Annotated in this window: 24 protein-coding genes; 10 read left to right on the forward strand and 14 right to left on the reverse strand. The window is 58.4% G+C overall.

The features are described 5' to 3' along the window. The first annotated feature begins 11 nt into the window (after positions 1 to 11). Complete coding sequence (locus tag MED193_RS14105) at positions 12 to 1,115, forward strand: site-specific DNA-methyltransferase (RefSeq protein WP_039966906.1); 1,104 nt, start codon at positions 12 to 14, stop codon at positions 1,113 to 1,115. Positions 1,116 to 1,311: 196 nt separating this feature from the next. Then, a complete protein-coding gene (locus MED193_RS14110) occupies positions 1,312 to 2,700 on the forward strand; it encodes an adenylate/guanylate cyclase domain-containing protein (RefSeq protein WP_009810414.1) in 1,389 nt (462 codons plus the stop codon). A 299-nt stretch (positions 2,701 to 2,999) separates the two neighbouring features. On the opposite strand, the gene MED193_RS14115 is transcribed toward MED193_RS14110, so the two are convergent. Then, the gene (locus MED193_RS14115) at positions 3,000 to 4,136 is read right to left on the reverse strand and encodes an alkane 1-monooxygenase (protein ID WP_009810415.1); all 1,137 of its coding nucleotides are present in this window, start codon (positions 4,134 to 4,136) and stop codon (positions 3,000 to 3,002) included. A 134-nt stretch (positions 4,137 to 4,270) separates the two neighbouring features. Continuing rightward, positions 4,271 to 5,389, reverse strand: coding sequence for an A/G-specific adenine glycosylase (mutY, locus tag MED193_RS14120; RefSeq protein WP_009810416.1), 1,119 nt, complete (start codon positions 5,387 to 5,389; stop codon positions 4,271 to 4,273). A gap of 85 nt (positions 5,390 to 5,474) precedes the next feature. Here mutY and MED193_RS14125 point away from each other — a divergent pair, with 85 nt between their 5' ends. Both MED193_RS14125 and MED193_RS14130 read left to right on the forward strand, forming a co-directional pair. After that, positions 5,475 to 6,002 (forward strand): DUF721 domain-containing protein, encoded by a 528-nt coding sequence (locus tag MED193_RS14125; protein WP_009810417.1) that lies wholly within the window; start codon positions 5,475 to 5,477, stop codon positions 6,000 to 6,002. After that, the gene (locus tag MED193_RS14130) at positions 5,999 to 6,670 is read left to right on the forward strand and encodes a DsbA family protein (RefSeq protein WP_009810418.1); all 672 of its coding nucleotides are present in this window, start codon (positions 5,999 to 6,001) and stop codon (positions 6,668 to 6,670) included. Before MED193_RS14125 ends, MED193_RS14130 begins: the two co-directional genes overlap by 4 nt. Positions 6,671 to 6,759: 89 nt before the next feature. On the opposite strand, the gene lpxK is transcribed toward MED193_RS14130, so the two are convergent. The 5 genes from lpxK to MED193_RS14155 form a co-directional block, all read right to left on the reverse strand. Beyond that, a complete protein-coding gene (gene lpxK, locus MED193_RS14135; RefSeq protein ID WP_009810419.1) occupies positions 6,760 to 7,758 on the reverse strand; it encodes a tetraacyldisaccharide 4'-kinase in 999 nt (332 codons plus the stop codon). Further along, on the reverse strand, positions 7,745 to 8,926 hold the full coding sequence (locus MED193_RS14140) for a 3-deoxy-D-manno-octulosonic acid transferase (RefSeq protein ID WP_039966203.1): 1,182 nt from the start codon (positions 8,924 to 8,926) through the stop codon (positions 7,745 to 7,747). Before MED193_RS14140 ends, lpxK begins: the two co-directional genes overlap by 14 nt. A 9-nt stretch (positions 8,927 to 8,935) precedes the next feature. After that, positions 8,936 to 9,742, reverse strand: coding sequence for a 3'(2'),5'-bisphosphate nucleotidase CysQ (locus MED193_RS14145; RefSeq protein WP_009810421.1), 807 nt, complete (start codon positions 9,740 to 9,742; stop codon positions 8,936 to 8,938). Then, positions 9,729 to 11,075: a TldD/PmbA family protein gene (locus tag MED193_RS14150; RefSeq protein WP_009810422.1), complete on the reverse strand. Its 1,347-nt coding sequence runs from the start codon at positions 11,073 to 11,075 to the stop codon at positions 9,729 to 9,731. Before MED193_RS14150 ends, MED193_RS14145 begins: the two co-directional genes overlap by 14 nt. Before the next feature lie 123 nt (positions 11,076 to 11,198). Next, positions 11,199 to 12,719 carry a DUF2125 domain-containing protein gene (locus tag MED193_RS14155; RefSeq protein ID WP_009810423.1) on the reverse strand — a complete coding sequence of 507 codons (1,521 nt, stop codon included), beginning with the start codon at positions 12,717 to 12,719 and terminating at the stop codon, positions 11,199 to 11,201. Positions 12,720 to 12,861: 142 nt separating this feature from the next. Between MED193_RS14155 and MED193_RS14160 the strand changes: the two genes are divergently transcribed. The 3 genes from MED193_RS14160 to MED193_RS14170 all read left to right on the forward strand — a co-directional run bounded on the left by MED193_RS14160 (position 12,862) and on the right by MED193_RS14170 (position 15,517). Next, positions 12,862 to 13,611 carry an SDR family oxidoreductase gene (locus MED193_RS14160; RefSeq protein WP_039966204.1) on the forward strand — a complete coding sequence of 250 codons (750 nt, stop codon included), beginning with the start codon at positions 12,862 to 12,864 and terminating at the stop codon, positions 13,609 to 13,611. Beyond that, positions 13,608 to 14,222 (forward strand): enoyl-CoA hydratase/isomerase family protein, encoded by a 615-nt coding sequence (locus tag MED193_RS14165; protein ID WP_009810425.1) that lies wholly within the window; start codon positions 13,608 to 13,610, stop codon positions 14,220 to 14,222. Before MED193_RS14160 ends, MED193_RS14165 begins: the two co-directional genes overlap by 4 nt. 98 nt (positions 14,223 to 14,320) lie before the next feature. After that, positions 14,321 to 15,517, forward strand: a complete 1,197-nt coding sequence (locus MED193_RS14170; protein WP_009810426.1) for a TIGR03862 family flavoprotein — start codon at positions 14,321 to 14,323, stop codon at positions 15,515 to 15,517. A 14-nt stretch (positions 15,518 to 15,531) separates the two neighbouring features. On the opposite strand, the gene MED193_RS14175 is transcribed toward MED193_RS14170, so the two are convergent. From MED193_RS14175 to MED193_RS14195, 5 genes are all read right to left on the reverse strand, one after another. Continuing rightward, positions 15,532 to 16,122, reverse strand: coding sequence for a glutathione S-transferase family protein (locus MED193_RS14175; protein ID WP_039966205.1), 591 nt, complete (start codon positions 16,120 to 16,122; stop codon positions 15,532 to 15,534). Positions 16,123 to 16,214: 92 nt separating this feature from the next. Further along, positions 16,215 to 17,243 carry a DNA polymerase III subunit delta gene (gene holA, locus MED193_RS14180; RefSeq protein WP_009810428.1) on the reverse strand — a complete coding sequence of 343 codons (1,029 nt, stop codon included), beginning with the start codon at positions 17,241 to 17,243 and terminating at the stop codon, positions 16,215 to 16,217. After that, a complete protein-coding gene (gene lptE, locus MED193_RS14185; protein WP_009810429.1) occupies positions 17,240 to 17,764 on the reverse strand; it encodes an LPS assembly lipoprotein LptE in 525 nt (174 codons plus the stop codon). The genes holA and lptE overlap by 4 nt, the downstream gene beginning before the upstream one ends. Beyond that, positions 17,751 to 20,318, reverse strand: coding sequence for a leucine--tRNA ligase (leuS, locus tag MED193_RS14190; protein ID WP_009810430.1), 2,568 nt, complete (start codon positions 20,316 to 20,318; stop codon positions 17,751 to 17,753). Before leuS ends, lptE begins: the two co-directional genes overlap by 14 nt. 97 nt (positions 20,319 to 20,415) lie before the next feature. Beyond that, positions 20,416 to 20,904 (reverse strand): DUF3576 domain-containing protein, encoded by a 489-nt coding sequence (locus tag MED193_RS14195; RefSeq protein ID WP_009810431.1) that lies wholly within the window; start codon positions 20,902 to 20,904, stop codon positions 20,416 to 20,418. Between the two features lie 391 nt (positions 20,905 to 21,295). On the opposite strand from MED193_RS14195, the gene MED193_RS14200 reads away from it, so the two are divergent. Together MED193_RS14200 and MED193_RS14205 are read left to right on the forward strand one after the other, a co-directional pair. Continuing rightward, positions 21,296 to 22,285: a porin gene (locus MED193_RS14200; RefSeq protein ID WP_009810432.1), complete on the forward strand. Its 990-nt coding sequence runs from the start codon at positions 21,296 to 21,298 to the stop codon at positions 22,283 to 22,285. 120 nt (positions 22,286 to 22,405) lie between these two features. Beyond that, complete coding sequence (locus tag MED193_RS14205) at positions 22,406 to 23,065, forward strand: YggS family pyridoxal phosphate-dependent enzyme (RefSeq protein WP_009810433.1); 660 nt, start codon at positions 22,406 to 22,408, stop codon at positions 23,063 to 23,065. A 6-nt stretch (positions 23,066 to 23,071) separates the two neighbouring features. Here MED193_RS14205 and MED193_RS14210 read toward each other — a convergent pair whose 3' ends face one another. Both MED193_RS14210 and ribA read right to left on the reverse strand, forming a co-directional pair. Beyond that, positions 23,072 to 23,590 carry a L,D-transpeptidase gene (locus tag MED193_RS14210; RefSeq protein ID WP_009810434.1) on the reverse strand — a complete coding sequence of 173 codons (519 nt, stop codon included), beginning with the start codon at positions 23,588 to 23,590 and terminating at the stop codon, positions 23,072 to 23,074. Then, on the reverse strand, positions 23,587 to 24,678 hold the full coding sequence (gene ribA / locus MED193_RS14215) for a GTP cyclohydrolase II (protein WP_009810435.1): 1,092 nt from the start codon (positions 24,676 to 24,678) through the stop codon (positions 23,587 to 23,589). Before ribA ends, MED193_RS14210 begins: the two co-directional genes overlap by 4 nt. A 187-nt stretch (positions 24,679 to 24,865) precedes the next feature. Here ribA and MED193_RS14220 point away from each other — a divergent pair, with 187 nt between their 5' ends. After that, complete coding sequence (locus MED193_RS14220; RefSeq protein ID WP_009810436.1) at positions 24,866 to 25,552, forward strand: response regulator transcription factor; 687 nt, start codon at positions 24,866 to 24,868, stop codon at positions 25,550 to 25,552. Positions 25,553 to 25,577 lie beyond the last annotated feature (25 nt).

The raw sequence follows: 25,577 nt of genomic DNA on the forward strand, positions 1-25,577 counted from the left end.
AGGCAGAGCAAATGACTAAAACAATGACGAAGGGCGCCGCGGCGCTCCCTTTGAACACGATTATTGACGGCGATTGTATCGACGTGATGGCCGGGTTGCCGGACAACTGCATCGATCTGATCTTCGCGGATCCCCCCTATAACCTGCAATTGAAGAACCAGCTGCACCGCCCCGACAACAGCAAGGTCGATGCGGTGGATGATCACTGGGATCAGTTCTCCAGCTTTGCGGCCTATGATGATTTCACCAGCCGCTGGCTGCATCAGGCTCGTCGGATCTTGAAACCCAATGGTGCGATCTGGGTGATCGGCTCCTATCACAACATTTTCCGCGTCGGTACCGCGATGCAGGACGAGGGCTTCTGGATCCTCAATGATGTGGTCTGGCGCAAGTCGAACCCGATGCCGAACTTCCGTGGCAAGCGTTACACCAACGCCCATGAGACGATGATCTGGGCGTCTAAATCTGAGGGTGGCAAATACACCTTTAACTACGAAGCGCTGAAGGCCCTGAACGAGGGTATTCAGATGCGCTCGGACTGGGTGCTGCCGATCTGCACCGGCCATGAACGGCTAAAGAACGAGGATGGCGAAAAAGCCCATCCGACCCAAAAACCAGAATCCCTGTTGCACCGCATCCTTGTGGGCTCCACCAACCCCGGTGACGTGGTTCTTGACCCCTTCTTTGGCACCGGCACCACCGGCGCAGTTGCCAAGATGCTGGGCCGTGAATTCATCGGTATCGAACAGGAAGAGAGCTATCGCAAAGTGGCAGCCGAGCGGATCAAGTCCGTGCGCAAGTTCGACCGCGAGGCATTGCAGGTCTCGACCAGCAAACGTGCCGAACCGCGGGTGCCCTTTGGCCAGTTGGTAGAACGCGGTATGCTGCGCCCTGGAGATGAGCTTTATTCGATGAACCAAAGGCATAAAGCCAAGGTGCGCGCCGATGGCACGCTGATTGGTGACAATGTCAAAGGCTCAATCCATCAGGTCGGCGCCCATCTGGAAAACGCGCCATCCTGCAATGGTTGGACCTACTGGTGTTTCAAACGTGATGGCCAGACTGTGCCCATCGATGTGTTGCGCCAGCAGATCAGGGCCGAAATGCAGAACTAGGCCTGCCACTGTTTTCACAATCATCCAAGTTAACTGACGGTCTGCGTGCCTGTGTCACTAACGTGACGCAGCTTGAAACACGCAGACCGCACCTTGCCCCGCCACTCTGGCGGGGTTTTTTCGTGTTGTGGATCACTTGGGGGATGTATGCTGGTGCCAGACTGCCTATCTAGGGCGCAGCAATAGGGATCGCCTGATGACTGACACCGCAATGACACCGACCAAATCCAGATTGATCGATTTGTCGCGGGCGGCGGAGGTCGAAGACACGCCTGAGACCCAATATGTCTTGACTGCGCTGGAAAATCACAAACGCGAAGGTTTGGAGCTGGCGGTGAGAGCGCGCTGGGTCGCGATGGCAATTTTTGCCGTCTTTGTTGTTATCGTCCATCCGTATTTTGAAGTGATTTACCACATCGGCATTATGGCGCTGTTGTGCCTGAATGGCTGGTTTATCCAGCGTGTCGGGCGCGTCGGGCGGTCACGCCTGGAACTGTTGCTGATCTTTATCGATCTTTTCCTGATGACTCTGGGGATGGTTGGGCCGAACCCGCTGAGCGTCGATACCATGCCGCTGGCGATGCAGTACCGGTTTGACAATTTCCTTTATTTCTTTGTGATTCTGGCAGTGGGCACTATGGCCTATTCCTGGCGCACAGTTATTGCCATCGGGGTCTGGACCTTTGTCATGTGGCTGGGAGCTATGGCCCTGTCGTGGTGGTTTACTACACCCACGCCGGGACTTACTGAGGCAGTGGTTGAGGCCATTGGCGCTGACTCCAGTATGTTGAAGTTTCTGGATCCCAACAGCTACGTCCTTCAGTTGCGGATCCAGGAGGTCATTGTCTTCCTTATCGTGGCCATCACCCTGGCGATATCGGCGCGCCGTACCAATATCCTGCTGTTGAACAACGCAGGGCTTGAACGGGAGCGGGCAAACCTGTCTCGCTACTTTTCGCCCAATGTGGTTGATCAACTATCGCAAAATGATGAGCCGCTGAAACAGGTAAAGATCCAGAATGTTGCGGTTCTGTTTATTGATATCATCGGCTTTACCCGACTTGCCGCCGGGCGTGACCCGCATCAGGTGATTGCCTTGTTGCGCGGATTCCATGGCCGGATGGAGCGTGAAGTGTTCCGTCATAATGGGACGCTCGACAAATATCTGGGCGATGGGTTGATGGCGACTTTTGGCACCCCTTCGGCCGGCGAACGCGACGCCAGCAATGCGCTGGACTGCGCGCTGGCGATGCAAAAGTCACTCGAGATCTGGAACCGGGAACGGCGCCGTCTGGGGGAGCCGGAAATCCAGGCTGGGATTGGCATTCACTACGGTGAGACCCTGCTAGGGGATATTGGCGCCAACCGTTTAGAATACGCAGTAATTGGCACCGCCGTGAATGTTGCTGCCCGGCTGGAGGAGATGACCCGGCGGTTGCAGACTTCGATTGTGATGAGTGATGAGCTGCGCTTGCAAGCCGAGCATGAACAGCCGACCTCAGATATCGGCAACGGTTTTGAGTGCCACCCTGATCAGGAAGTACGTGGTCTGGATGATGTTATGAAGGTTTGGGCGAAACGGTGATTCTACCACAACCCAAAGGTATTCTCACTGTTGTTAGTTGTGGGTCATGGGTGAGCTGAATATTTAGTGTATCAAATTCAAGCACTTACATATTCACCCTTAGGTTGATATTGTTTGTTATCATCCTGTTAGGATTGTGATTGCAGGATGCCCCTGTTGCTGTACAGCGAGAGAGTTGTCCGTCCAAGTCCACTTTCAACCTGTGCTTCCTTAAAGTCTCTTGCCAAGGGGCTGCGAAAGAACACTGACCCTTGGGCGGGTCGGTGTTCTTTTCGTTTCTGCGCCTATGGCACTCCAACTCAGGAGCGTGGCATTGGGGTTTTGGCCTTGTTGTAGCCGCTCCAGTCAGTGATCTCTGGGTAATACATCTGGCGCCAACGTCGAACCCTTGGGTTCATTACGCGTCGCCACAGTGGTGGGATCATCGCCATCACCGTCATCACTGGATAGCCATAGGGCAGCTGCGGGGCATCGGCCGTTGTATAGTTCTGCAGCAGCGGAAACCGCCGATCCGGGCGGTAGTGATGGTCAGAGTGGCGTTGCAGGTTGATCAGCAACCAGTTCGAGGCTTTATGGGCCGCATTCCAGGAATGGTGTGGGCGAACATGTTCGTATTTACCCTCGCCGATGTGTTTGCGGGTCAGACCGTAGTGTTCCACGTAGTTGACCAGTTCTAGTTGCCAGATGGCCACTCCGGCCTGTACCAAGAACAGCACCAAACCCGATAGCCCCCCTAAAATCACAGCCAGAACCAGCATGGCTGCCTGCAATCCCCAGTAACGAAAGAAAGGGTTCTTGCCATTGGTCCAGGGCAGGTTCTTTTTGGCGAGTTTCTCCTTTTCGGCGCGAAAGGCTGATAGCCAGCATTGCTGCAGAACCCGCGGGTAGAACCGGTGAAACCCTTCATTGTAGCGCGCAGTGACCGGGTCACGTGGGGTGCCCACATAGCGATGGTGCACCAGCAAGTGCTCGGAGCGGAAATGGGAATAGAGCACCATAGCCAGCAAGAGATCTGCCAGGTTACGTTCCAGCCGGTTGCGCTGGTGCATCAACTCGTGACTGTAGTTGATGCCAATGGTTCCGGTGATCACGCCGGTCCCAAAGAACACCCCGAATTTCTCTAACCCGGACAGGTGGCTGGCATCGCTGACATACCAGATCAGGCCAAACAAAGTGAGGAACTGCAAGGGCACCCAGGCGGTTGTCAGCCTGCGGTACCAGTCCAGATCGTCTTCGGGTGTTGCCGGGTCTGCATTTTCTAGGTTGAGCCCCAGGATACCATCCAACACGGCAAACAGATACCAGGTTACCAGCGGCGGCAGCAGGATGATCCAGCCGCCAAACAGGGCGGCCATCCAGATCAGCGGCAGCAGCAAAAAGGAGAGCCAAAAGGGCAGGGCAGATTGCCAGCGCGGAAGGATATCAGCGTCGATCATCGGTCAGACTCCAAAATCAGCGGCCTGAGACCAGGCTCCATGTGGGATGGGGCTGAGACTAGGCCTGTTCTGAGCGAAACCCAAGGGGGCTGAAGGGTGACCAATGGTTGCAGTGGGCAGCTCTCTGTCCGGGGTTAACCGTTTGGACCTGGGTTGAATTCTGATCCAGCCCAAAGATCAAACGCCTTGCGCATCACGGTAGGGAGGTCTTGGGGGCGAAACGCATGCCGCGTCAGCAGCTCCTGCCCGGGGCTGAGATTATACCCAGAGGGAAGTTCGGCCAGCTTCACCTGCAGAATCAGGTGAAAATGAGTGAAGGTATGGCGCACCTCTCCCCCTAGATCCTGCCAGTTCGCCTCAAACGGGGGGCGGGGGTCTGGGGCCGCGTTCCATTCGGACCCAGGCCAGCCCAGCATACCCCCCAGCAGCCCTTTGTCAGGGCGGCGCTCCAACAGCCAGGCGCCATCAGCACGGCGGGCAAGATAGGCGAGACCCAGCCGTGTGGGTTTAGGCTGTTTTGGGGTCTTTTTCGGCAACTCCGGGGCGGTACCTGCAATCCGCGCCTGACAGGGGCTGCGCCAGGGGCAAATCCCACAGGCAGGGTTTTTGGGGGTGCAGATGGTCGCGCCCAGATCCATCACCGCCTGGGCATAATCGCCGGGACGGAGCTGCGGTGTCAGGACGCCTGCGTGCTCTTTTAGAACCGGTTTTACGGCGGGTAACGGATCATGAATGTCATGCAGTCGTGCCATCACTCGCTCTACATTGCCATCCAGCACTGTTTCGGCGCGGTCAAAGGCGATCGAAGCAACTGCGGCTGCGGTATAGGGGCCGATGCCGGGCAGTTTCAGCAGTGCATCATAGCTGTCCGGGAAAGTGCCCTCCAGCTCCTGGGCCACCACACGGGCACATTTCAGCAGGTTACGAGCGCGGGCATAATAGCCTAGCCCGGCCCATTCGGCCATCACCTCGGCATCCTGTGCAGCGGCCAGATCCAGAACTGAGGGCCAGCGCCGAGTAAACCGCTGGAAATACTCTGTTACGGCGGCAACCGTGGTCTGCTGCAACATCACCTCACTGAGCCAGACCCGATAGGGGTCTGGGCGCAACCCACGGGCGCGATCCGCCGGAGAGACCCGCCAGGGCATGGTGCGGGCGTTGCGGTCATACCAGCCGAGCAACTGTTGGTTCAACTCCGTTTCTGCTGCTTGCGGTGTCGCAACTGGGGCCGGAAACTTGTCCATATCACGCATTCTTTACCCCTCGATGGCGTTGTTTTGCTGACGGTTGTTTGTCGCCCCTTTACAATAGGGGGACCAGTCACGCAAAACCATATCTATGGCATTTAGGCGCAGCACCACGCGCGGGTTCTCTCGCACCTCTCGACTCCTTTCGGATCAGATCCGCAAGGCGGGCGAAAGTCGTGGTTTTGCAGTGTCGCGTCTGCTGACCCATTGGGAAGAGATCGCTGGACCCGACATCGCGACGATCGCCCGCCCCGTCAAGGTCGGCTACGGGCGCAGTTCCTTTGGTGCCACCCTGACGGTGCTGACCAATGGCGCCAATGCGCCAATACTGGAGATGCAAAAAGAACGCCTGCGCGAAAAGGTAAACGCGGTCTATGGCTACAATGCGATCTCAAAGGTATGGATCACCCAGACGGCGCCCACCGGATTTTCCGATGGCCAGGTAGAATTCAAACACGCCCCCAAAGTGCAAAAACTGGCGCCTGTTGATCCGCAGGATCAGGCTGCGGCCGCGCAGGCTGCTCAAGGGGTTGAAAACGAAGAGTTGCGCGCCGCGCTGGAGCGGTTGGGGCGCAATGTTCTGACAAAGAAGAAAACTGAACGAAAGAGGTATGAATGACCCGTCTTATGTCTGGTGTTTTTGCTGCGGTGGCGCTTGCTGCCGGAGCCTATGCGGTCACTGGTTACAACAGCCAAACCCGCCTGCCTGATCTGCCCCTGGTGGGGGCTGCCTCTGCACAAGAGGCCGAGGTTGACACCTCCACCATCACCGAAATGGTTATGGGAGCAGAAGACGCGCCTGTCACCCTGATCGAATATGCCTCCTACACCTGTCCCCATTGCGCCAATTTTCACACCGGTGTTTTGAAGCAGCTCAAGGAAGAGTATATCGACACCGGCAAGATGAAACTCATCTACCGTGAGGTCTACTTTGATCGCTACGGTCTCTGGGCCTCTATGATTGCGCGCTGTGGTGGACCTGAAAAGTTCTTTGGTATCAGCGACCTGATCTACAAAGGTCAGTCCGACTGGAGCCGCGCAGGTGGCGCATCAGAGATCATCGACGCGCTGCGTAAAATCGGTGGTATTGCCGGGCTTGACAAAGATACGGTCGAGGCCTGCTTGCAGGATGGCACGAAGGCGCAGACATTGGTTGCTTGGTATCAGGAAAACGCAACAGCGGACGGTGTCGAAGCTACTCCTTCTTTTGTGTTGAACGGCACCAGAATTTCCAATCAGTCTTATGAAGACTTCAAAGCCCTGATTGACGCCGAACTGGAAGGCTAACCCAGCCACTGGATCACATGGATGCCAAAGCCCGGGGGAAACCTCGGGCTTTGTTTTTGGGGATCATGGGGCTGGCTCAGGACGGATGGTTAAGGTGCTGGGGCAATAGTCTTGAGCTGCTCGATGAGAGCCTGGTCATCGGGGATCTGCAAGCGAACAGGCAAGGTGATCACCTTATGACGGAAACTTGCAGGCAGGCGCACGGCGTCTTTTTCGGTGGTGACCAGCTGAGCACCCCGCATTTTGGCATCAGCCTCCAGCCGGGTCATCAGTGCCGTAGACAACGGCTGGTGATCATCCAGTGCCTCGGCGTGGATGATCTTGGCGCCCAGCCTCCGCAGGGTATCAAAGAATTTTTGCGGGTGCCCAATGCCGGCAAAGGCCAGCACAGGTGTGCCTTTCCAGGGCATTCCCGTTTGCAGCGGTTCCAGTGCGGCCTGTGCATGGGGGAGGCCCTGTAGGCTGTTGCCCCACATACTGGAGAAGCTCTCCTGAGCCGTCTCATCGCCGATGGAAAGCACCAGATCGGCACGGCGCAGACCCGGCTCTACAGGTTCGCGCAGGGGGCCTGCAGGCAGGCAGGAACCATTGCCAAAACCGCGGGCGGCATCCACTACCACAAGCGACAGATCTTTGGTCACACTGGGGTTTTGGAATCCGTCGTCCAGCAGAATGACCGTGGCCCCTGCGGCTTCTGCCGCCTGGACACCTGCGGCCCGATCACGAGCGACCCAGACCTCGCCAAAGGCCGCCAGCAGTAGCGGTTCGTCGCCGCAGTCCTGGGCGCGGTGTTTGCCGGGATCCACGGCTATCGGTCCCTGCAAACGCCCCCCATAGCCGCGGGTGACCACATGGGGCTCATGCCCTAGGGCGCGCAGGGCCTCCAGGAGCCATATTACCGTCGGAGTTTTGCCGGTCCCCCCGGCATTGAGATTGCCAACGCAGATCACCGAAACAGAGGCCTGATAGCCTGGGGCACGTAACCGCTTCGCAGTTGCAGCGGCATAGATCCATCCCAGCGGTGCCAGCAATAGGCGGCGCAGATCAAACTGATTGGGGGCTTTGTTCCAGAACTCAGGAGGTCGCATTTTGGTCCTCGCGCAGGTCCAGGATGTCCTGAACTCTCTCTATCAGTTGATCGGTCATTTCCGCGCCCTCGGTCACGACGGTCCAGCCGGCCAGGGCGCGCTTGGCTGCCATGTCAGGGGCAGACAGATGGATCACCATTTCGGCCAACTCCTCTGCGCTACTCACTTGTTTAGTGGCTTTCAGCGCCGCCAGTTGATCATAGATTGCGCTGTGGTGGCCGCTGGCTGGCCCATGAAGCACCACCGATCCCAGTGCAAGCGCATCCAGAGGATTTTGTCCTGGCATCTCTGGTGCCAGGCTGGAGGCCAGAAGAGAGACAGGAGCCAGTCGGTACCAGAGCCCAAGGTTAGTGCTGTCTGTAATCAGGATCTGGGTGTAGTCATCCATCTCCTCCCCAGCGTCCCAATCAGCGCATTGCAACCCGCTGGCCACAATGAGATTGCGGGCGCGGGCACGGCTTTGGGGGTCGTCCAGGGCAACAACCAGCAGCATCCGGTGCAACATCCTGAGGGCCGTGCGATGGGCCTCCAGCAGGGTTGGCAGTTCTTCCAATTGGGCGCGTGCGGCCAGCCAGACGGGACGGCTGCCGAGGGCTTGTTGGAGGGTCGAGAGTGCATCGTGGTCGCATCCGGGCGGCACGGTAGAGAGCCGCAAGCGACTGGTCAGCATCACTTGGTCAGCAGGCAACGGCCCACGCAACAGCTGGTTGCGCACGGTTTGTGACGGGGTGAAAATGGCATCAAAGCCGCTAAAAATTCGATAGCGCTGATCCGGCAACCAACGCAGCTTTCGGGCGGGCATTTCACGGTCTAGAATATCCACCAACAGGGCAGAAATTCCCTGTTCCCGCATTTGCCGCAACAGACCTCGGCGCAGGTTGCCGCCAGCCCAGAGGCACAGGTCTGGCTGCCATTGAGCGAGGAAAGCCTTTGCCTCGCTGGATTGGTCGCTAGGCAGGGGGCCGATCAAAAAGTCGCAGCCGCCCGCCTCTGGAACCTCTCCCATTTCGGCCTCCCAGGTGGCGAGTACCACCAGATCCGGTCGCATCGCCTTGAGCCGCAGGCCAATATCGCAAAGCGCCATAAAGCGTTCAATGCTGGTGGCATGCACCCAAAGTACTTCGCCTAGCGGGCGCGGGGGGGAGGACAGGGAGTGGGGCTCAGTCATCTGCGCAAGTCATTGTCCGGCGATACCGGGGCCCTTTGGATCCAGGGCTTGCAACAGGTCCAGATGGGTTGTGGGGGTTGCCGCGACAACCCCGTTCAGCAGGGGTGTGGGGTTGTTGAAACACAGGGGCGCATTGAGCCGGTCGCTGATCAGCCCGCCGGCTTCGCGCAGGATCAGATCTCCGGCAGCAATATCCCATTCCCAGCTGCGCCGTAGTGTCAGCATGGCGCTATAACCACCATCGGCGACACGGGCCAACCGATAGGCCAGTGAGGGGCGATAGCTGCGGTGAAAAGTTGGCGCGGCATTGCCCAGCCAGTGCTGGGCCTCAAGGTTAGGTTTGGCAGTCAGGACCCGGGCGGCTCTGAGCGACGAAGGGGCGGCGACGGAGATTTTATCGCCGTTGCAAAAGGCACCCCCGCCTTTGGAAGCGGTATACAGCAGATCGCGTTGTGGCAGGTAAATCACTGCTGCAGTGATTTCGCCCCGTTTGGCCACAGCCAGCGAATGGGCCCAGGTGGCCGAGCCCTCGGCAAAACTGCGGGTGCCATCAATGGGATCAATGATAAAGACGTGGTCCTTACCCAATCGCGCCTCGTTGTCCTCGCTTTCCTCCGACAGCCAGCCGTAGGCGGGCCGCGCCTTTGGCAGCATGTCTTCCAGCATGGCGTTCACCGCCAGATCGGCCTCGGTCACCGGACCTTGGCCGTCGGGCTTGTCCCACCGCTGCGCAGTCGGGCCCGAAAATTTGAGTGCTATGTCTCCAGCGGCCTTGGCGGCCCGGATCAGGAGCGTGAGGTCTTCAGCTGCCGGCAAGGGTCATTCCTTCGACCAAGAGCGAGGGCACCACCCGTGACAGGTAGGTGCGGGCGTCATTCGCCGGGACAAGGGTTTTGAGCATGTCGCGCAGATTGCCCGCGATCGTGCACTCATTGACCGGATAAGCGATTTCGCCGTTTTCCACCCAATAGCCTGAGGCCCCCCGTGAGTAATCTCCGGTGTTGGGGTTAATGGTCGAGCCGATCAGCGAGGTTACCAGAAGACCGGTGCCCATTTCTGCAATCAATTCTGCACGGCTTTGGTGACCCTGGGTCAGGGCGACGTTCCAGTTTGACGGGGTGGGGACCGATCCGACACCACGCACAGCATTTCCGGTGCTTTGCAGGCCCAGTTTCCGGGCCGAAGCCAGATCCAAAGTCCAGCCGGTTAGGACGCCGTTTTCAATGATCGAACGTTGCTGTGTTGCCAGGCCTTCGCCATCAAAGGGGCGTGAGCCGGAAATCCGGGCGCGATGCGGGTCCTCTATGACCGAGAGGCTCTGCGGCAGGATCTGTTCGCCCACTGCGCCTTGCAGCCAGGATGAGCCACGGGCGATAGCTGCACCATTGGAGGCTGAAAGCAGATGACCAATCAGCGAAGAGGAGACGCGCTCGTCAAACAGAACGGGGTAGCTGCCGGTTTGTGGACGCCGGGCATTGAGCCGCGCAACGGTGCGTTCACCTGCAAGACGGCCAATATCCTCTGGGCTGCGCAGATCGCTTTGAAAGGTGCGGGAATCACCGTCATAGTCGCGCTCCATCCCGGTGCCGGTTCCTGCAATACCAGTACAAGACAGCGAACGCCCTGTGCGCTGGTAGCCACCGGCAAACCCGTTAGAGGTGGCGAGATAGACCGAATGATGGCCATAGCTGGCCCCAGCGGCCTGCACCTGGCTGATACCGTCGATGTCGGCACAGGCGGCCTCGGCTGCAAGCGCGTCCTGCTGCAGGGCCTCTGGTGCGGGCTCTGGGCTGGGATCACAAAGTTGCAGCGCGTCCAGATCCCAGTTCTGGGCCAGCTGTTCGGCGCTGGCCAAACCGCTATAGGGATCTTCCGGGGCCTCGCGGGCCATGGCCACGGCGCGTTCGGCCATAGCCAGGAGTGTTTCGGGACGACTGTCAGAAGAGGAGACCTGCGCCTGACGCTGGCCAATAAAGACACGTAGCCCCAGATCGGTACCTTCTGAGCGTTCGGCGTGCTCCAGATTGCCTTCGCGGACTTCAATGCTAAGGGAGCGGCCCTCGGTGGCCATGGCATCTACGGCATTGGCACCAGCGCGTTTGGCGGCGTCAATCAGGGCGTGGCAGAGCGCTTCGGGAGACTGGGTCATGGGCACCTACTGAATTTGGATTGCTACAAGAGCTAGCCAGACCCGAGACTTGCCGCAAGGGTGTGGCACAAAAAAGGGCCGCGCATGGCGGCCCTGATTGCGGTTTTTTTAAAGAACGGTCGCTTATTTGATGCGCTGGCCATTGGCGTGGATCTGGCCGTCTTCGGAGACCTTGATTTCCGAGGTCAGGGTGTCTTCGCCCTCGCCAGGAACACCAAACATGCCCATCATCATGCGCGCGCCCATGGCATCGCTGTCGCTCAGCAAGCCCATTGTGATCAGGTTGTCGATCAGCCCATTGGCACCAACCAGTTCGATATTGGCGGAGCCATCAGGGGCAGGCATGCCGTCAAAGGTCACCAGGTCCTCGTTATTGAAAGTGAAGTCACCGGTTCCGGTCAGCTTGGCGCCAGCGGCGGTTACCAGCAGTTGCCTGATGGTGACGGCGTTGAACTCACCCGGTTTTTGCGCACCACGTTCCATGGCCTTCATCGATTCCGGGTCGAACATGTCAAACAGCAGTTTGCCTTTACCAGCCAGATCCAACACAATCGTCGCCGGATCATGTGGCAGGGTGCCGGTGGGGTCGACCATGCCCCAGAGCATTTCAGGGACGGCAAAATCGCGCAGTGTGATACCAAGACCAAAGTCTTGTTCTTCATCGGACTGGCTGACGGGCATCAACAGTTTGAACCCGGTTTCCGCCATCGAGAGCGCCAGTGGGAAGGGGATTTCCGACCCGGAGACATTTACAGAGATATCTTTCTGACCAATGTCATAGGACAATCCGTCCTTGCTCATGGTGACGCCAAAACTCCCCCCTGCAGAGGTACTTTGCATGTCAAAGCTGTCAGAGCCGGTCACGGAAATTGCGCTGTTGCCACCGGTATAGGCCACATTGGCATCGACACTTAGCCCGGCCTTGATCAGCGCAGGCATCTCAGGGCTGTCCAATCCTGAAGGAATGCTGCTGACGGCGGTGCCTGTTACGTTCTTCAGGCTGCCCGTGACAGTGCCCGCATCGTCAGAATCGGGGTCCTGAAACGCCAGGTCGTAGGTGACTTCGGCCATGGAGGAGGTCTGGGTATAGCTGCGCTGGTCGGCGATCTGCATCACGGTATTGGCCGCGAAATCGCTAATCATAACGGAGGCTTTTAGGGCGCCTTCAGGCATTTCTTCGCCGTCACCGATGAGTTTACCCAGTGTGATTGTCGCCTGACTGGTGGCATAATCATAGGTCATGGCAGAGGTGTCGCCTGAGACAACCATTGGGCTGCCGTCATGGGAGTACAGGATTTCAGCTGAGAATATCTCGCCATCCCCTTCCCCGGCAAATGTCATCGGGAAGTCCTTCGGCAGCATCACATTGACAGTGCCATCGCCGTTCTCGATGAACTGGATCTCGGGCATGGTTAGCCCGCCGGTGCCGTCCTGATCGGGCAAAGGCATGGTCATGGAAATGTCGCTGACCGTCAGCACATTACCGGATTGGCTTTCGGTGCCGGTCACAGTGTAGCCAGTGCCGGTCATATAGGCTTTCCAGTCTGACCAGACATCCTGGGCAGTGACATCCGCAAATGCACCTTGGGCTGAGATGATAAGTACCGCAGCAGCACCCGTGCCGCGCGCGAGGGAAACTGTCATAGGATAACCTTTCTGCTTATACGCAAATACAATGGTCCTTATGGTCAACCGCATCGTGAAGGGCGTCAAGGGGCCAGGGGCTGGACCGTTCCCCCTAAGCAGTTTACCACATTTGGAATGAGTGGACTTGGAGATTTACCTGATGGATATCAAGGGCAAAACAGTTGTCATCACTGGTGCGAGTCGTGGCATTGGGGCGGATGCGGCGCGTGTATTTGCACAGGCTGGCGCCAATCTGGCCTTGCTGGCAAGGAGTGCCGACAGTCTGGCGGCCCTGGCTGAGGAGATCGGCGGAAACACGCTGGCCTTTGCTTGCGATGTCTCGGACCCTGCTGCGGTGGCTGCGGCTCTGCAACAGACGCATCTGGCTTTTGGTAGCCTGGATGTGCTGATCAACAATGCCGGGGTGATCGACCCGATCGCCCGCATCGAAGATGCCGATCCCGCAGCCTGGGGTCAATTGATGGATGTCAACATCAAGGGCGTCTTCAACGGTATCCATGCGGCCCTGCCTCTGATGAAGTCTGGGTCCGGGGGCACCATCATCAATATCGGCTCTGGCGCGGCCTATAATGCCTTGGAGGGCTGGAGCGCTTATTGCGCCTCAAAGGCGGCGGTTTTGATGCTGACCAAGGCGCTGCATTTGGAAGAGGCAGAGAATGGCATTCGGGTGCTCAGCCTGTCGCCCGGCACCGTGGCCACTGACATGCAGCGTGCGATTAAATCCAGTGGTATCAATCCGGTGAGCCAAATTGACTGGAAGGATCACGTTCCAGCGGAATGGCCAGCCAAGACCCTACTGTGGATGTGTGGCCCAGATGCGGATGAATTTGTAGGGGATGAGGTCTCTTTGCGTCTGGATTTGGTCCGTCGCAAGGTTGGCTTGGTATGATCGATCTGGATATATCCGAGGCGGGGCTCTGGACCATTACCATCAATCGGCCTGAAAAGGCCAATTCGTTGACAGCACAGATGCTCGAAGAACTCGTCGAGATCGTGACCCGCGCGCAGGCGGCTCGGGGGCTGATCCTCACAGGCAGCGGTAAAGTGTTTAGCGCTGGGGCAGATCTGGAGGAAGCCCGCGCAGGGCTGGCGACGTCCACCGTTTGGGAACGGCTGTCAACGGGGTTGGCCGCTGTGCCTTGCCTCAAGATCGCTGCCCTGAATGGCACCTTGGCCGGGGGGGCCAATGGCATGGCGCTGGCCTGTGATATCCGTCTGGCGGTGCCTGGGGCTAAGTTCTTTTATCCGGTGATGAAGCTCGGCTATCTGCCGCAGCCTTCCGATGCGGGTCGGATGCGCGCGTTGATTGGCCCGGCGCGGACCAAGATGATACTTGCAGCGGGGCAAAAGATCGAAGCACCAGAGGCCTGCGCATGGGGGCTGGTCGATCGCCTGATTGAACCGGATGAACTGATGGCACAGGCGCAGGCCTTGCTGTCTGATTCACTGGCCGCCAAGCCTGAGATTGCCAGGGGTATCCTTGAGATGTGCCAGAGCTGAGGCCTGTTTCCTGGGGTATAGGAGCCTCGTCTTTCGCTACGACTTGCCGTAGATGCCTGGACTAGGCGATTGGAAGAGCAGTCAGGAAAGAGAGCCTTATGAAGCAGCGACAGGTATGGGATGCGGTGGTGATTGGCGCTGGGCCTGCGGGGTTGATGGCGGCGGGTGAGCTTGCCTCTGCTGGCCATAGCGTGCTGTTGGTCGAGGTCAAGCCCTCACTGGGGCGCAAGTTTCTGATGGCGGGTAAATCCGGGTTGAACCTGACCAAAGACGAACCCCTGGAGCGATTGCTCGCGCAGTATAGGGGAGCCTCGACCTCTCTCGCACCAATCATCTCTGCCTTTGATGCCGCAGCGATACAAGAGTGGGCGCAGGGCTTGGGAGAGGCGCTGTTTACCGGCTCCACCGGACGGGTTTTTCCGGAAAAGATGAAGGCCTCGCCCCTGTTGCGCGCCTGGTTGGCGCGTCTGGAGAACCAGGGTGTGACCTGGGAAACCCGCTGGCGTTGGACTGGCTGGCAGGGAGATGATTTGTGTTTTGACACAGCGCATGGCCCGCAGCAGCTCGTGGCCCGCTGTACTGTTCTGGCGCTGGGCGGCGCAAGCTGGGCGCGGCTGGGCTCGGATGGAGCCTGGAGCGAGATCTTGGCGGCGCAGGAGATTTCTCTGGCACCGTTCAAACCTGCCAATGCGGGGCTGGTCGTCGACTGGTCAACCCATATGCAGGCGCTGTTGGGGCAGCCCCTAAAGGGCGTGAAGTGGCAGGCAGGCGACATTTGCTCTCGTGGTGAGGCGGTCATATCGGCGCGGAGGCTGGAGGGCGGAGGTATCTACACGGTGAGTGCCGCTGTGCGCGATGGGGCCGATCTGAGCGTTGACCTGTTACCTGATCTCTCGGAGGCGGAGGTTGCGACCCGCCTGGCGCGCCCCCGTGGAAAGGCCAGTCTCGCCACGCATCTGCGCCGCGCCGTGAAATTGGGGGTGGGCCGGACAGCTTTGCTACAGGAATTTGGCCGTCCGCTGCCGCAGGAACCGGGTGACCTGGCTGCTTTGATCAAGGCGCTGCCGGTGAAACATGCAGGTCTGCGTCCCATGGATGAGGCAATTTCGACCGCTGGAGGGATTCTCTGGTCAGAGCTGGATAGGGACCTGATGCTGGTCAAACGCCCCGGCACGTTTTGTGCCGGAGAGATGCTGGATTGGGAGGCCCCGACAGGCGGATATCTTTTGACCGCTTGTCTTGCCACCGGACGCTGGGCCGGGCAGGGCGCAAGACGTTATCTCGCTGCGCTTTGAGCCAGAGTCTGCCGCTATTTCATGAGGGCAGCTACCCGTTGATGCCCAGGGCGCGCCCGCATCGTCTTACCATATGCCAGCAAAGCTTCGTTCTCGACCGGGAATTTGGCCCCAAAGGCCCAGTTCAGACAGTGGGTCAGTACGATGTCTGCAATGGTGAACTCCTCTCCCATGACATAGGGGCCTTTGATCTGACCTTCGATCCGGTCGAGGTTTCGGTTGAATTCCCATTTTAGGCTGGGTTTCACCTCGGGCACGCGCTGATCCTTGGGCAGGGCAAAGCTGTGGCGCGCCGCTGTCCACAACACGGCATCCAGCTCATCCAGAAAACGCTGTGTCATGGCATCCTGATGGGCGCGGGCCAATGTGCCGGCCTTGGCGGTCAGGCCACCATGTTTATCAGCGAGATAAGTGATGATCGCAGTCGAATCGGTGATCACCTCGTCGCCTTCAATCAAGGCCGGGACTTTACCCAAGGCACTGACCTGCAGGATCTCAGGGCTTTGGGGGGGAGCGGGGTTCAGCTCATAAGGCTGGCCCAGCTCCTCAAGGGTCCACAGCACCCGAAAACTCCGCGACATAGGTGTACCGATGACAGTGTACATGATGATCTCTCCCTGTTGTTCCTTGCCGCTAAGATGAAGTCTGCGGGCGATAGGTCAAGGGCACAATAGTCTGGGAGTGAGCATCTGCGGCTCTAACGGGCGCGGCCCAGCATTGACAACCGGATAAGCGCACGCTCCATCAGCGCCAAAGCGGGTGCGGTTTGGCCAGCGGATCGCAGCGCCAAATCGGTGTCGGTCAAAATGGTCAGGCCCCGTTGCAGACGATCAGCACCCCAGCCCTGCGCCTGTCGCAGCACTCTGTCGCGGCGTTTTCCATACAGGGGCGGCCGCAACCGCCCGATGCCCTGGGCTGGGCCGCCAGGATCGGCGGCAACAGTGTAAAGCGTGCGAAAATGGCGGGTGGCGCCAATACAAAGTGTCACCGCATTGGTGCCTTGCGATTGCAAGCGGCTGATCAGAGGGCCGATCTCGGGGGTGCGTCCCTCTGCTACCACATTGAGCACATCGTCCAAGGCGGCCTCAGTCGACTGCGGTGCCACAGCCTGGATGTCGTCCAGAGATAGGGGGGCGCGATCGCCATGTTTATAGAGCGAAAGCTTGTCGATCATCCGCGAGAAATCACCGGGTCCAATGTCGTTTGCAATATCGGTCAGCGCCGACATGCTGTCACTTGGCACATCGCGGATCTGCGCCCCGCTTAAAATACGTTCGATTTCCGCGCGCGATGGGGGATCATCATAGATACCGGTGGCATAGGCGTTGTTATGTGCCTCAAAACCTTTGCGCAGTTTTGAGGTGGCTTTGAGCTGTCCTGCCGTGACGATGATCTGCGCATCCCCTGGCTGCCATTCCTCAAGGGCGGCAAGAATTGCAGGCGCTGCGGTATCATTGGCCTCTTCCACAAAGACGGCGCGGGCGCCAGGAAAGAAGCCCACGGCCTTGACCGCATCCAAAAGCTGAGCGGGATCTTTGCGCAGATCGGAGCCGGGCATCCGGCTGAGGCGCATTTCCTCATCCGCGCCGGGGCCCAGCAGGGCTGCCAGCATCTGCTGCCGCTTCAGCGCCACGCGCATGGCATCGGCGCCATAGATCAACAGCCCGGTCTTGGAGGGATCGGGCTTGGCGCAATAGGCCTCGGTGTCGCGCGGCGAAAGCTTCATTCGGCGGCTGGGGTGGCCAGATCCGCTGTTGCCAGCAGCCGTGCGGCGATCTGATCCGCAAGGATACGCATCAGGCGTTCAAAAGCGTCGCGTTCACCAGCCAGGGTTTCCACTGTGGATCCGGTGGCGGAGTAGCCAGTGAAATTGGTCTCGCTTCCGCTGGCCATCACCGTGCCATCTGATTGGCGCGTCAGGCTATAGCCGACAGATCCGATAATCGAATAGCGGGTGATTGAGTTGTCAGCGGTAATCGCCTGGCCTTCCGTTCTGGTCGCGAGTGTCAGGTCCAGCTGGTAGTTACCACTGCTGGTCCGTCCCAAACGTTGTTCCAGATCCCGCACTAAAAAATAGGCATTTCTGTCACCAGTCGAATCGGGCAGGTCGGGAAAGGCAATAACGACCTCTCCATAGAGCGCATCTCCGGTGCCCCCAGGTGTATTCACTGGCGTAAATCCACAGGCGCTGACCACCAAAGAGGTGATCAGCGTGAGGATAAGCAAGGGCTGTTTAAGCAACGACATTGACGATACGACCTGGCACGACGATGACCTTTTTCGGGGCGCCGCCATTCAGCGCCTTTTGTACAGCTTCGTGTGCCAGGGCGATTTTTTCAACCTCTGCTTTGTCGAGATCGGCAGCCACGGTGATTTCGCCGCGGCGCTTGCCGTTGATCTGGATCGGCAGGGTGACGCTGTCTTCGACCAGCATCGCCTCATCCGCGACAGGCCAGGGGGCTGTGGTGATCAGGCCGGTCCCACCCTGATGGGCCCAGATATCTTCCGCCAGGTGCGGCACCATTGGCGACATCAGCTGCGCCAGGGTCATGATGGCCTGTTTCTGCGCGGCCTGGCCGGCCTTGGATTTGGCCAGGGTATTGGTGAACCCATAGAGCCGCGCAATGGAGGCGTTAAAGCCAAAGCTTTCAACACCCAGGGTCACGTCGCGAATAGTTTTATGCATTTCACGCAGCAACTCTTCGTCACCCTGTCCGGTGGCTCCGGGTTCCATCTGGCCGATTTTGTCGCAGAGGTTCCAAACCCGGTTGAGGTGCTTATAGGCGGCCTCTGCACCGGAGGCGGTCCATTCCACGTCCCGTTCGGGGGGAGAATCGGACAGCACAAACCAGCGCGCTGTATCGGCACCATAGGAGGAGATGATCGAGAGCGGATTGACCACGTTGTTTTTGGACTTCGACATCTTGGCGGAGGGGATTGTTTTGACCTCGGCGCCACTGTCTTTGAGGAAGGCTTTACCGTCGCGCAGCTCAATCTCTTCTGGGTAGTGATAGACCGGGCGGCCAGTGTCATCTGTGCTTTGATAGATCGCATGGGTCACCATGCCTTGGGTAAACAGCGCGTCAAAGGGCTCCTCACAGCCATCCGGCAGGTGACCGCAGATCTTCATCGCCCGCGAGAAGAAACGGGCATAGAGGAGGTGCAGAATCGCATGTTCCACGCCGCCAATATACTGGTCTACGTTCATCCAGTATTCAGCCTCAGGTAGAATTGTCGGTGTTTTGGCATGTGGCGCAGTAAAGCGGCTGAAATACCAGGACGAATCCACAAAGGTATCCATGGTATCGGTTTCGCGCTGGGCCGGTTTGCCACAGGCCGGGCAGGCGCAGTTGCGCCAGCTGGGGTGACGATCCAGCGGATTCCCCGGCACCGAGAAGTCAATCGGCTTGCCGTCTTCGTCATAGGGCAGAGCAATCGGCAGGTTTTCTTTCTTTTCCGGCACCACGCCACAGTCTTCACAGTGGACGACGGGAATCGGGCAGCCCCAATAGCGCTGACGCGACAGGCCCCAGTCGCGCAGACGGTATTTGGTGACGCCTTCGCCCCAGCCCGCTTTTTCTGCGAAATCGACGGTGGTGTTGATCGCCTCTTCGCCGGTGGCCTCGGTCAGGCCGGCAAAGTGATCGACCCAGCGAACCTTCTCTGACTTGGCAGGGACCAGGGCTTCATTCGCCACAGGAACGGCGTCATCCAATGCGTAAAAGGCATTCTTTACCGGCAGGTCATATTTGCGGCAGAAATCCAGGTCACGCTGGTCATGCGCCGGGCAGGCAAAAATGGCGCCAGTGCCGTAATCCATCAGGATGAAATTGGCGATCCAGACGGGCAGTTCCCAATCCGGGTTCAGCGGGTGTTTGACCCGAATACCAGTGTCGTAGCCCAGCTTTTCTGCGGTCTCGATGGCCTCTTCGGTGGTGCCACCCTTGCGGCATTCCGCAACAAATGCAGCCACTTCAGTTGAGTTGGTTTCGAGTTCTTTGGCAATAGGGTGATCTGGCGAGATACCCACAAAAGAGGCACCCATCAGAGTGTCGGGGCGGGTGGTGTAGACATCAATCGGGGCACCGCCATCGCAGCGTTCAAACCCGAATTGCAGTCCGCGCGATTTGCCGATCCAGTTTTCCTGCATCAAACGCACCTTGGCAGGCCAGTCGTGCAGCCCCTCCAGCGCCGAGAGCAGGTCTTCTGAGTAATCGGAGATCTTAAAGAACCACTGGGTCAGCTCGCGCCGTTCCACCAGCGCACCAGAGCGCCAGCCGCGCCCCGCTTCGACCTGTTCGTTTGCCAAAACGGTCATATCGACCGGATCCCAGTTCACCACAGCGTTCTTGCGGTAGACCAGCCCCTTGTCGAGGAAATCGAGGAACAGCGCCTGCTGCTGGCCGTAGTAATCTTCGTCGCAGGTGGCAAATTCGCGCGACCAATCCAGCGAGAGGCCCAGAGGCTTCATCTGCTCTTTCATCGCGGCAATATTGGCGTAGGTCCAGTCCTTGGGGTGACCGCCGCTCGCCATGGCTGCGTTTTCTGCGGGCATGCCAAAGGCATCCCAGCCCATGGGATGCAGCACGTTGTGGCCAGTGGACATCTTGTAGCGCGCCACCACGTCGCCCATGGTGTAGTTGCGCACGTGGCCCATGTGCAGCTTGCCCGATGGATAGGGGAACATCTCGAGCACATAGTATTTCTCTTTGCCAGGCGTACGCTTGGCTTCAAAAATGCCAGCCTCATCCCAGGCCTTTTGCCATTTTTCTTCGATTTTGGTGGCAGCGTAGCGCGACATCACGACTGGTCCTTTAAGAATGAAAACGCCGGGTGGTAACCCGGCGCATGTAATACTGTTGTTTTGATCTCTGTGCCAGAGCTTCGTGGCTTGGGTGTCAGAGGTTCTTGTCAGCGATGCGCAGCTGGCGTGCGCGGGATAGAATCGCATCCTCGACAGCGCGGGTTGTCGATGCGCTGACAGGGCGCCCACCCTTTGTTTGCAGCGAGACATTCAGGGAGCGCGCATCCAGTGCCGGATCCTTGATGTGGACGGTAGCCCGATAGGAACGGCCGCTGCCAGGCGGGGTGCCATAGCCGGTTACGATGACGCCAGTGAATGGATCAACAGATTGCACGGGCAGGAATTCCAGAACATCAAGGGACGCATTCCACAGGTAGCGGTTTACCTGAACCTTCTGATCCGGCGTGCCGCCGAACAGATCCCAGATCGAGGACTTGCTGCTTTGCGCGCTATCAATGTCGTTGTTGAACTCCTGTGGTGCGGTTCCGCGGGGGGCGGTTCTGTCTGCGCGCCCGCCACAGGCTGCCACACCAAAGCACAAAGCCCCAACAAGGGTCGTCCTAACTATCTTATGCAGTGTCATCGTCGCTCCCGGCGCCAGTATCTTGCGGAACTCCTATCGTATCGGCGGGTTATGGAGCAAGGGCTTTAGCATCTGCAGGCAGCTTCCTGCGAATCGTGCAGGCGGACAGTTATATATAGGTCACAACCCATTGCGGGCAGAAACGGAAGAGGGCGCCTGGCTGCGGACTGGGCTGCAAAATGCGGCTTTGTTCGTGAAATTGCGTGATTCAGCCTGCGAAGCGGGGGGCAGCGGATAAGACTGTGGCAAAGCTGCACCATCCCCGAGTGCAATGCTGGCTGGCGGATGGGGCGCTCTTGCCAAAACGGGGGTGAAAAAGCGAAACCCCTTGTCATACCCACACCGGATTCCCCGGTTTGGGCATCAGAATTGAAAACCGAGGGAAAAATCGATGAAAAAAGTTCTCTTCGCGACTACCGCGCTGATCGCCACTGCTTCCGTAGCAGCTGCCGACGTTCGTATGTCCGGCTACGGCCGTTTCGGCCTGGACTATAACTCCGCAAACGAGCGTGTTGCTGGTGTTTCCGAAACCAACATCACCAGCCGTCTGCGTCTGCAGTTCGACATGTCCACCGAAGCTGACGGCGGCATTGGCTTCAACGCTCGCTTCCGTCTGCAGTCCGAAAGCCGTGATGGCCTTGTATCCGGTGGCGCATTTGGCGGTACCGCTGCTAACGGTGCACGTTTTGGCGTGACCTACGGCGGCCTGGCTGTCAACGTTGGCAACATCATCGGTGCTGTTGAAAACGCACCTGGCCTGTACACCACCGGTACTCGTTCCGCTGGCACTGGCATCGACGGCATGGGTTTCCACTCGCTGGCGATCAAATCCCGCACCGGCACCGCGTTTAACTGGGATGCATATTCCTCCGGCGGCAACGGCGTAAACGGCATCGAAGCTCTGTACTCCGTAGGCGGCTTCACCGGTCACGTTTCCTACACCCAGCGTAACGGCGGTGTCGTTCTGGGTACAGCTGGCGGTGAAGACCGTACCGGCGTCATGGTTACATACTCCTTCTCGGACTACTATGTAACTGCTGCTGCTCAGTCCTCTTCGGTTGCTGCAAACGACATCACTTTCGTTGCTGCTGGCGGTGACTTCGGTGCATTCGGCGCGAAAATCGCTTACGGTACAACTGACGCGGCTGACTCGGTTACCCTCGAAGGTAACATGGACATCGGCGCTGCTTCCAACATCCTGGTTTGGGTTAACTCCACCGACGTTTCCGGTGTTGTTACCGCAGCTGACACAGCTGACGGCACCTCCTTCGGCATCAACTACCAGTACGACCTGGGTGGCGGCGCTACCTTCGTTGCTGGCTACGTTGACGAAGCAGACAACGACAACCAGTTCCAGGCTGGTGTATACTTCAGCTTCTAAGCTGAACTACGCTTAGCGTGAATTGGGGGCGGGCTCTTAATAGAGCTCGCCCTTTTCGTTTGGCTCTTAACATTTGCTGCCAAACAGTGTTGATCTGGCGTTAAAACCGGAGAATGCAAAATGTCGCTGCAAGAAATCAAAACCCGTATCACAGCGGCAGAGGCTGCTGCTGATCGTCCCGCAGGATCAGTAACACTGATCGCGGTCTCCAAAGTTCAGCCAAACGACCGGGTTGCTGCGGTGCTGGACGAAGGCCAGCGCTGCTTTGGTGAGAACCGCGTGCAGGAGGCTTTGGGCAAATGGCCTGATTTTGCCGAAACCTACACCGATCTGGATCTGCATCTGATTGGCCCGTTGCAAACCAATAAGGCGCGTCAGGCAATGGAGCTGTTCAACGCCATTCATACAGTGGACCGCCCCAAACTGGCCAAGACCCTGGCAAGGCTGGCTCAGGAGCTGGGTAAATGCCCCGATCTGTTTATCCAGATCAACACTGGGGCAGAGCCGCAAAAGGCAGGGATCCTACCAGCTGAGGCTGATGATTTCATCGCTGAATGTCGAACACTGGATCTGCCTGTCAAAGGCCTGATGTGCATCCCGCCGGTGGACGAGGTTGCAGCCAAACATTTCACCATGCTGGCGGAGATGGCTACGCGCAATGGGTTGGACGGTCTGTCGATGGGGATGAGCAGTGATTTTGAGCAGGCCATTGCCCATGGGGCCACCCATGTGCGGGTTGGCTCTGCTATTTTTGGGGCCCGCGCCTATGCTCAGGCCTGAAGCGGTCTAGTCGAGCTTGGGCACAATGACCCGGCTGCCCAGTGCGACACGGGCGGCCAGCCAATGCAGATCTTGCCGGGCAAAAGCGATGCAGCCTTCGGTTGGAAAGCCCGGACGACGCCATTGATGGATAAAGATGGCTGAGCCCCTGCCAGGTTCGGCATTGGGCCAGTTCCAATCCAGTATCAGCACCAGATCATATAGCGGATCTGATCGGCGCAGGCGTTCATGACTATAGGCATAGGGGGCGGTGACCTTCCTGTTGTACTGACTGTCTCGCCCGTCATCGGACCACAGATCGCGGGGCCGGATGGGATGCGCCCAGGCATTGGGCGGGGGCATGCGGTCGGGACGATAGAGCATTCCGACGATATGATGCACACCGGTGGGGGTTGCCCCATCGCCTTCACGCTTGTGATCCGAAATTCCACCCTTGCCGATGCTGCAGGGTAACAGGCGTCCGGCAAAGCGCAGACCTTGCCTGGTCAGCACCAGATCCGCGGGGGAATAGGGCCGGGGGGTCACAGCATATGCCCGGATTTGGCCGCCTTGGTGGCCAGGTACTGGGCGTTAAAGGCGTTCTCGCCCACCTTCAGCTCGACCCGCTCGGTGACCTTGATGCCTGTCTTCTCCATCATCGCGATCTTGTTGGGGTTGTTTGTCAGCAGCCGCACCTGAGAAAAACCCAGTTCTTTGAGGATGGCCGAGCCCAGGCGGAAATCCCGTTCGTCATCCTCGAATCCCAGGCGATGATTGGCCTCTACGGTGTCAAACCCCTGATCCTGAAGCGAATAGGCCCGCATTTTGTTGGCAAGCCCAATGCCGCGGCCCTCCTGGTTGAGGTAGAGCAAGACGCCGCTGTCCTCTGCTCCCATCTGTGCCAGGGCCGCGTTGAGCTGCGGGCCGCAGTCGCATTTCAGGGAGCCCAGCACATCTCCTGTGAAGCAGGCCGAATGCAGTCGTGCCAGAACCGGCTCGCTGCGATCCGGGCGGCCTATTTCGATTGCATAGTGTTCTTCTGCGCCATCCTCGGGGCGGAAGATATGTAGTCGCCCGGCCTCGGCGGCCTGTATTGGCAGACGTGCAGCGGCGACCGCGTGGAGCGGTGAGCTTTGGCTCATCAACGGTTCTGCTGCGGCCTGTGGCAAAAGGGTTAGCCCGTGATCGGCCGCGAATTGCGCGCCTGCCTCTTTCAACGGCACCAAGAGCGCCGCTGGCAGAAGCCGAGCGGATTTCACCAGAGCGATGGCGAGGCGGTGCGCCGCGGCATTGCCGTCGCGGAGGCTGGTCAGTGGGCCTTTCATCGGGGAGTTGAGGTCATCTGCCGGATCGGCCAGGGCCTGAATCCAGCTGAGACTCGCCGCTTCTGGCAGGTGGATGCGAGCGATGTCGCCATCATAAGCACGGGCTTTCAGAGTCTCGGCCCGCCGTGCCGTCAGGGCCAGCGTGATCTCTCCCAGTGCCTGCATGTCCTCCAGCCGTTCCTGGGACAGGCTTTCGGCGGCGATGGCGAGTGCGGCCTGACCGTCCTCGATCAACACAACGGGCAATCCCATGCGCAGATCGACCCGCGCGCGAGCTAACAATTCGATCATGGTGGGCATCAGGCTCATGTGGCAGATCCAGCGGTTTGGAACACAATAACGGGCCTTTCCTAGGCCCAATTTCTACGGAAGTGAAACAAATCCTTTGCTATGGACACGTCGGCGTGAATGTTTTGCAGCATATCTTGTCCTTTGCATGCGGGAGGCGCATCTGTCAGTCACGGAAACAGGAGACCAGAGGCAGGAGAGTAGAGATATGGCGCAACTGAAGAAAATTCTACTGGTGGATGACGACGAGGACCTGCGGGAGGCCCTGAGCGAACAGCTTATCATGACAGAAGACTTTGATGTCTTTGAGGCCGAGAACGGCCAAGGCGCCATGGAGCGTGTCAAAGAGGCGCTTTATGATCTGGTGATTTTGGACGTCGGTCTGCCCGACACGGATGGCCGTGAGCTGTGCCGCCTGATGCGCAAGCAGGGTGTGAAGGCACCGATCTTGATGCTTACTGGACATGACAGCGATTCAGACACCATTTTGGGCCTGGATGCCGGCGCCAATGACTATGTGTCAAAGCCCTTTAAATTCCCGGTGCTTCTCGCCCGTATCCGTGCCCAGCTGCGCCAGCACGAACAATCCGAGGATGCGGTTTTTGTGCTTGGGCCCTACACGTTCAAACCTGCGATGAAGATGTTGATGACAGAGGATGACCGTAAGATTCGTCTCACCGAAAAAGAGACCAATATCCTGAAGTTCCTTTATCGCTCCACTGATGGTGTGGTTGCACGGGATGTGCTGCTACATGAAGTCTGGGGGTATAACGCAGGGGTTACAACCCATACATTGGAAACCCATATCTACCGCCTGCGTCAGAAGATCGAGCCTGATCCATCAAATGCCAGAATTCTAGTCACGGAGTCAGGTGGATATCGATTAATCAACTAAAAAGTGCATTTTGACATGGATCAAA

It is taken from the genome of Roseobacter sp. MED193 (genome assembly GCF_000152965.1).
Taxonomy (GTDB): Bacteria; Pseudomonadota; Alphaproteobacteria; order Rhodobacterales; family Rhodobacteraceae; genus Pseudophaeobacter.

Excerpts from the sequence above, each read along its gene's own strand:
- MED193_RS14105 (WP_039966906.1), top strand. The coding sequence starts at position 12 with ATGACTAAAACAATGACGAAGGGCGCCGCGGCGCTCCCTTTGAACACG.
- MED193_RS14110 (WP_009810414.1), top strand. The coding sequence starts at position 1,312 with ATGACTGACACCGCAATGACACCGACCAAATCCAGATTGATCGATTTG.
- MED193_RS14115 (WP_009810415.1), bottom strand. The coding sequence starts at position 4,136 with ATGATCGACGCTGATATCCTTCCGCGCTGGCAATCTGCCCTGCCCTTT.
- mutY (WP_009810416.1), bottom strand. The coding sequence starts at position 5,389 with ATGCGTGATATGGACAAGTTTCCGGCCCCAGTTGCGACACCGCAAGCA.
- MED193_RS14125 (WP_009810417.1), top strand. The coding sequence starts at position 5,475 with ATGGCATTTAGGCGCAGCACCACGCGCGGGTTCTCTCGCACCTCTCGA.
- MED193_RS14130 (WP_009810418.1), top strand. The coding sequence starts at position 5,999 with ATGACCCGTCTTATGTCTGGTGTTTTTGCTGCGGTGGCGCTTGCTGCC.
- lpxK (WP_009810419.1), bottom strand. The coding sequence starts at position 7,758 with ATGCGACCTCCTGAGTTCTGGAACAAAGCCCCCAATCAGTTTGATCTG.
- MED193_RS14140 (WP_039966203.1), bottom strand. The coding sequence starts at position 8,926 with ATGACTGAGCCCCACTCCCTGTCCTCCCCCCCGCGCCCGCTAGGCGAA.
- MED193_RS14150 (WP_009810422.1), bottom strand. The coding sequence starts at position 11,075 with ATGACCCAGTCTCCCGAAGCGCTCTGCCACGCCCTGATTGACGCCGCC.
- MED193_RS14155 (WP_009810423.1), bottom strand. The coding sequence starts at position 12,719 with ATGACAGTTTCCCTCGCGCGCGGCACGGGTGCTGCTGCGGTACTTATC.
- MED193_RS14160 (WP_039966204.1), top strand. The coding sequence starts at position 12,862 with ATGGATATCAAGGGCAAAACAGTTGTCATCACTGGTGCGAGTCGTGGC.
- MED193_RS14165 (WP_009810425.1), top strand. The coding sequence starts at position 13,608 with ATGATCGATCTGGATATATCCGAGGCGGGGCTCTGGACCATTACCATC.
- MED193_RS14170 (WP_009810426.1), top strand. The coding sequence starts at position 14,321 with ATGAAGCAGCGACAGGTATGGGATGCGGTGGTGATTGGCGCTGGGCCT.
- MED193_RS14175 (WP_039966205.1), bottom strand. The coding sequence starts at position 16,122 with ATGTACACTGTCATCGGTACACCTATGTCGCGGAGTTTTCGGGTGCTG.
- holA (WP_009810428.1), bottom strand. The coding sequence starts at position 17,243 with ATGAAGCTTTCGCCGCGCGACACCGAGGCCTATTGCGCCAAGCCCGAT.
- lptE (WP_009810429.1), bottom strand. The coding sequence starts at position 17,764 with ATGTCGTTGCTTAAACAGCCCTTGCTTATCCTCACGCTGATCACCTCT.
- leuS (WP_009810430.1), bottom strand. The coding sequence starts at position 20,318 with ATGTCGCGCTACGCTGCCACCAAAATCGAAGAAAAATGGCAAAAGGCC.
- MED193_RS14195 (WP_009810431.1), bottom strand. The coding sequence starts at position 20,904 with ATGACACTGCATAAGATAGTTAGGACGACCCTTGTTGGGGCTTTGTGC.
- MED193_RS14200 (WP_009810432.1), top strand. The coding sequence starts at position 21,296 with ATGAAAAAAGTTCTCTTCGCGACTACCGCGCTGATCGCCACTGCTTCC.
- MED193_RS14205 (WP_009810433.1), top strand. The coding sequence starts at position 22,406 with ATGTCGCTGCAAGAAATCAAAACCCGTATCACAGCGGCAGAGGCTGCT.
- ribA (WP_009810435.1), bottom strand. The coding sequence starts at position 24,678 with ATGAGCCTGATGCCCACCATGATCGAATTGTTAGCTCGCGCGCGGGTC.
- MED193_RS14220 (WP_009810436.1), top strand. The coding sequence starts at position 24,866 with ATGGCGCAACTGAAGAAAATTCTACTGGTGGATGACGACGAGGACCTG.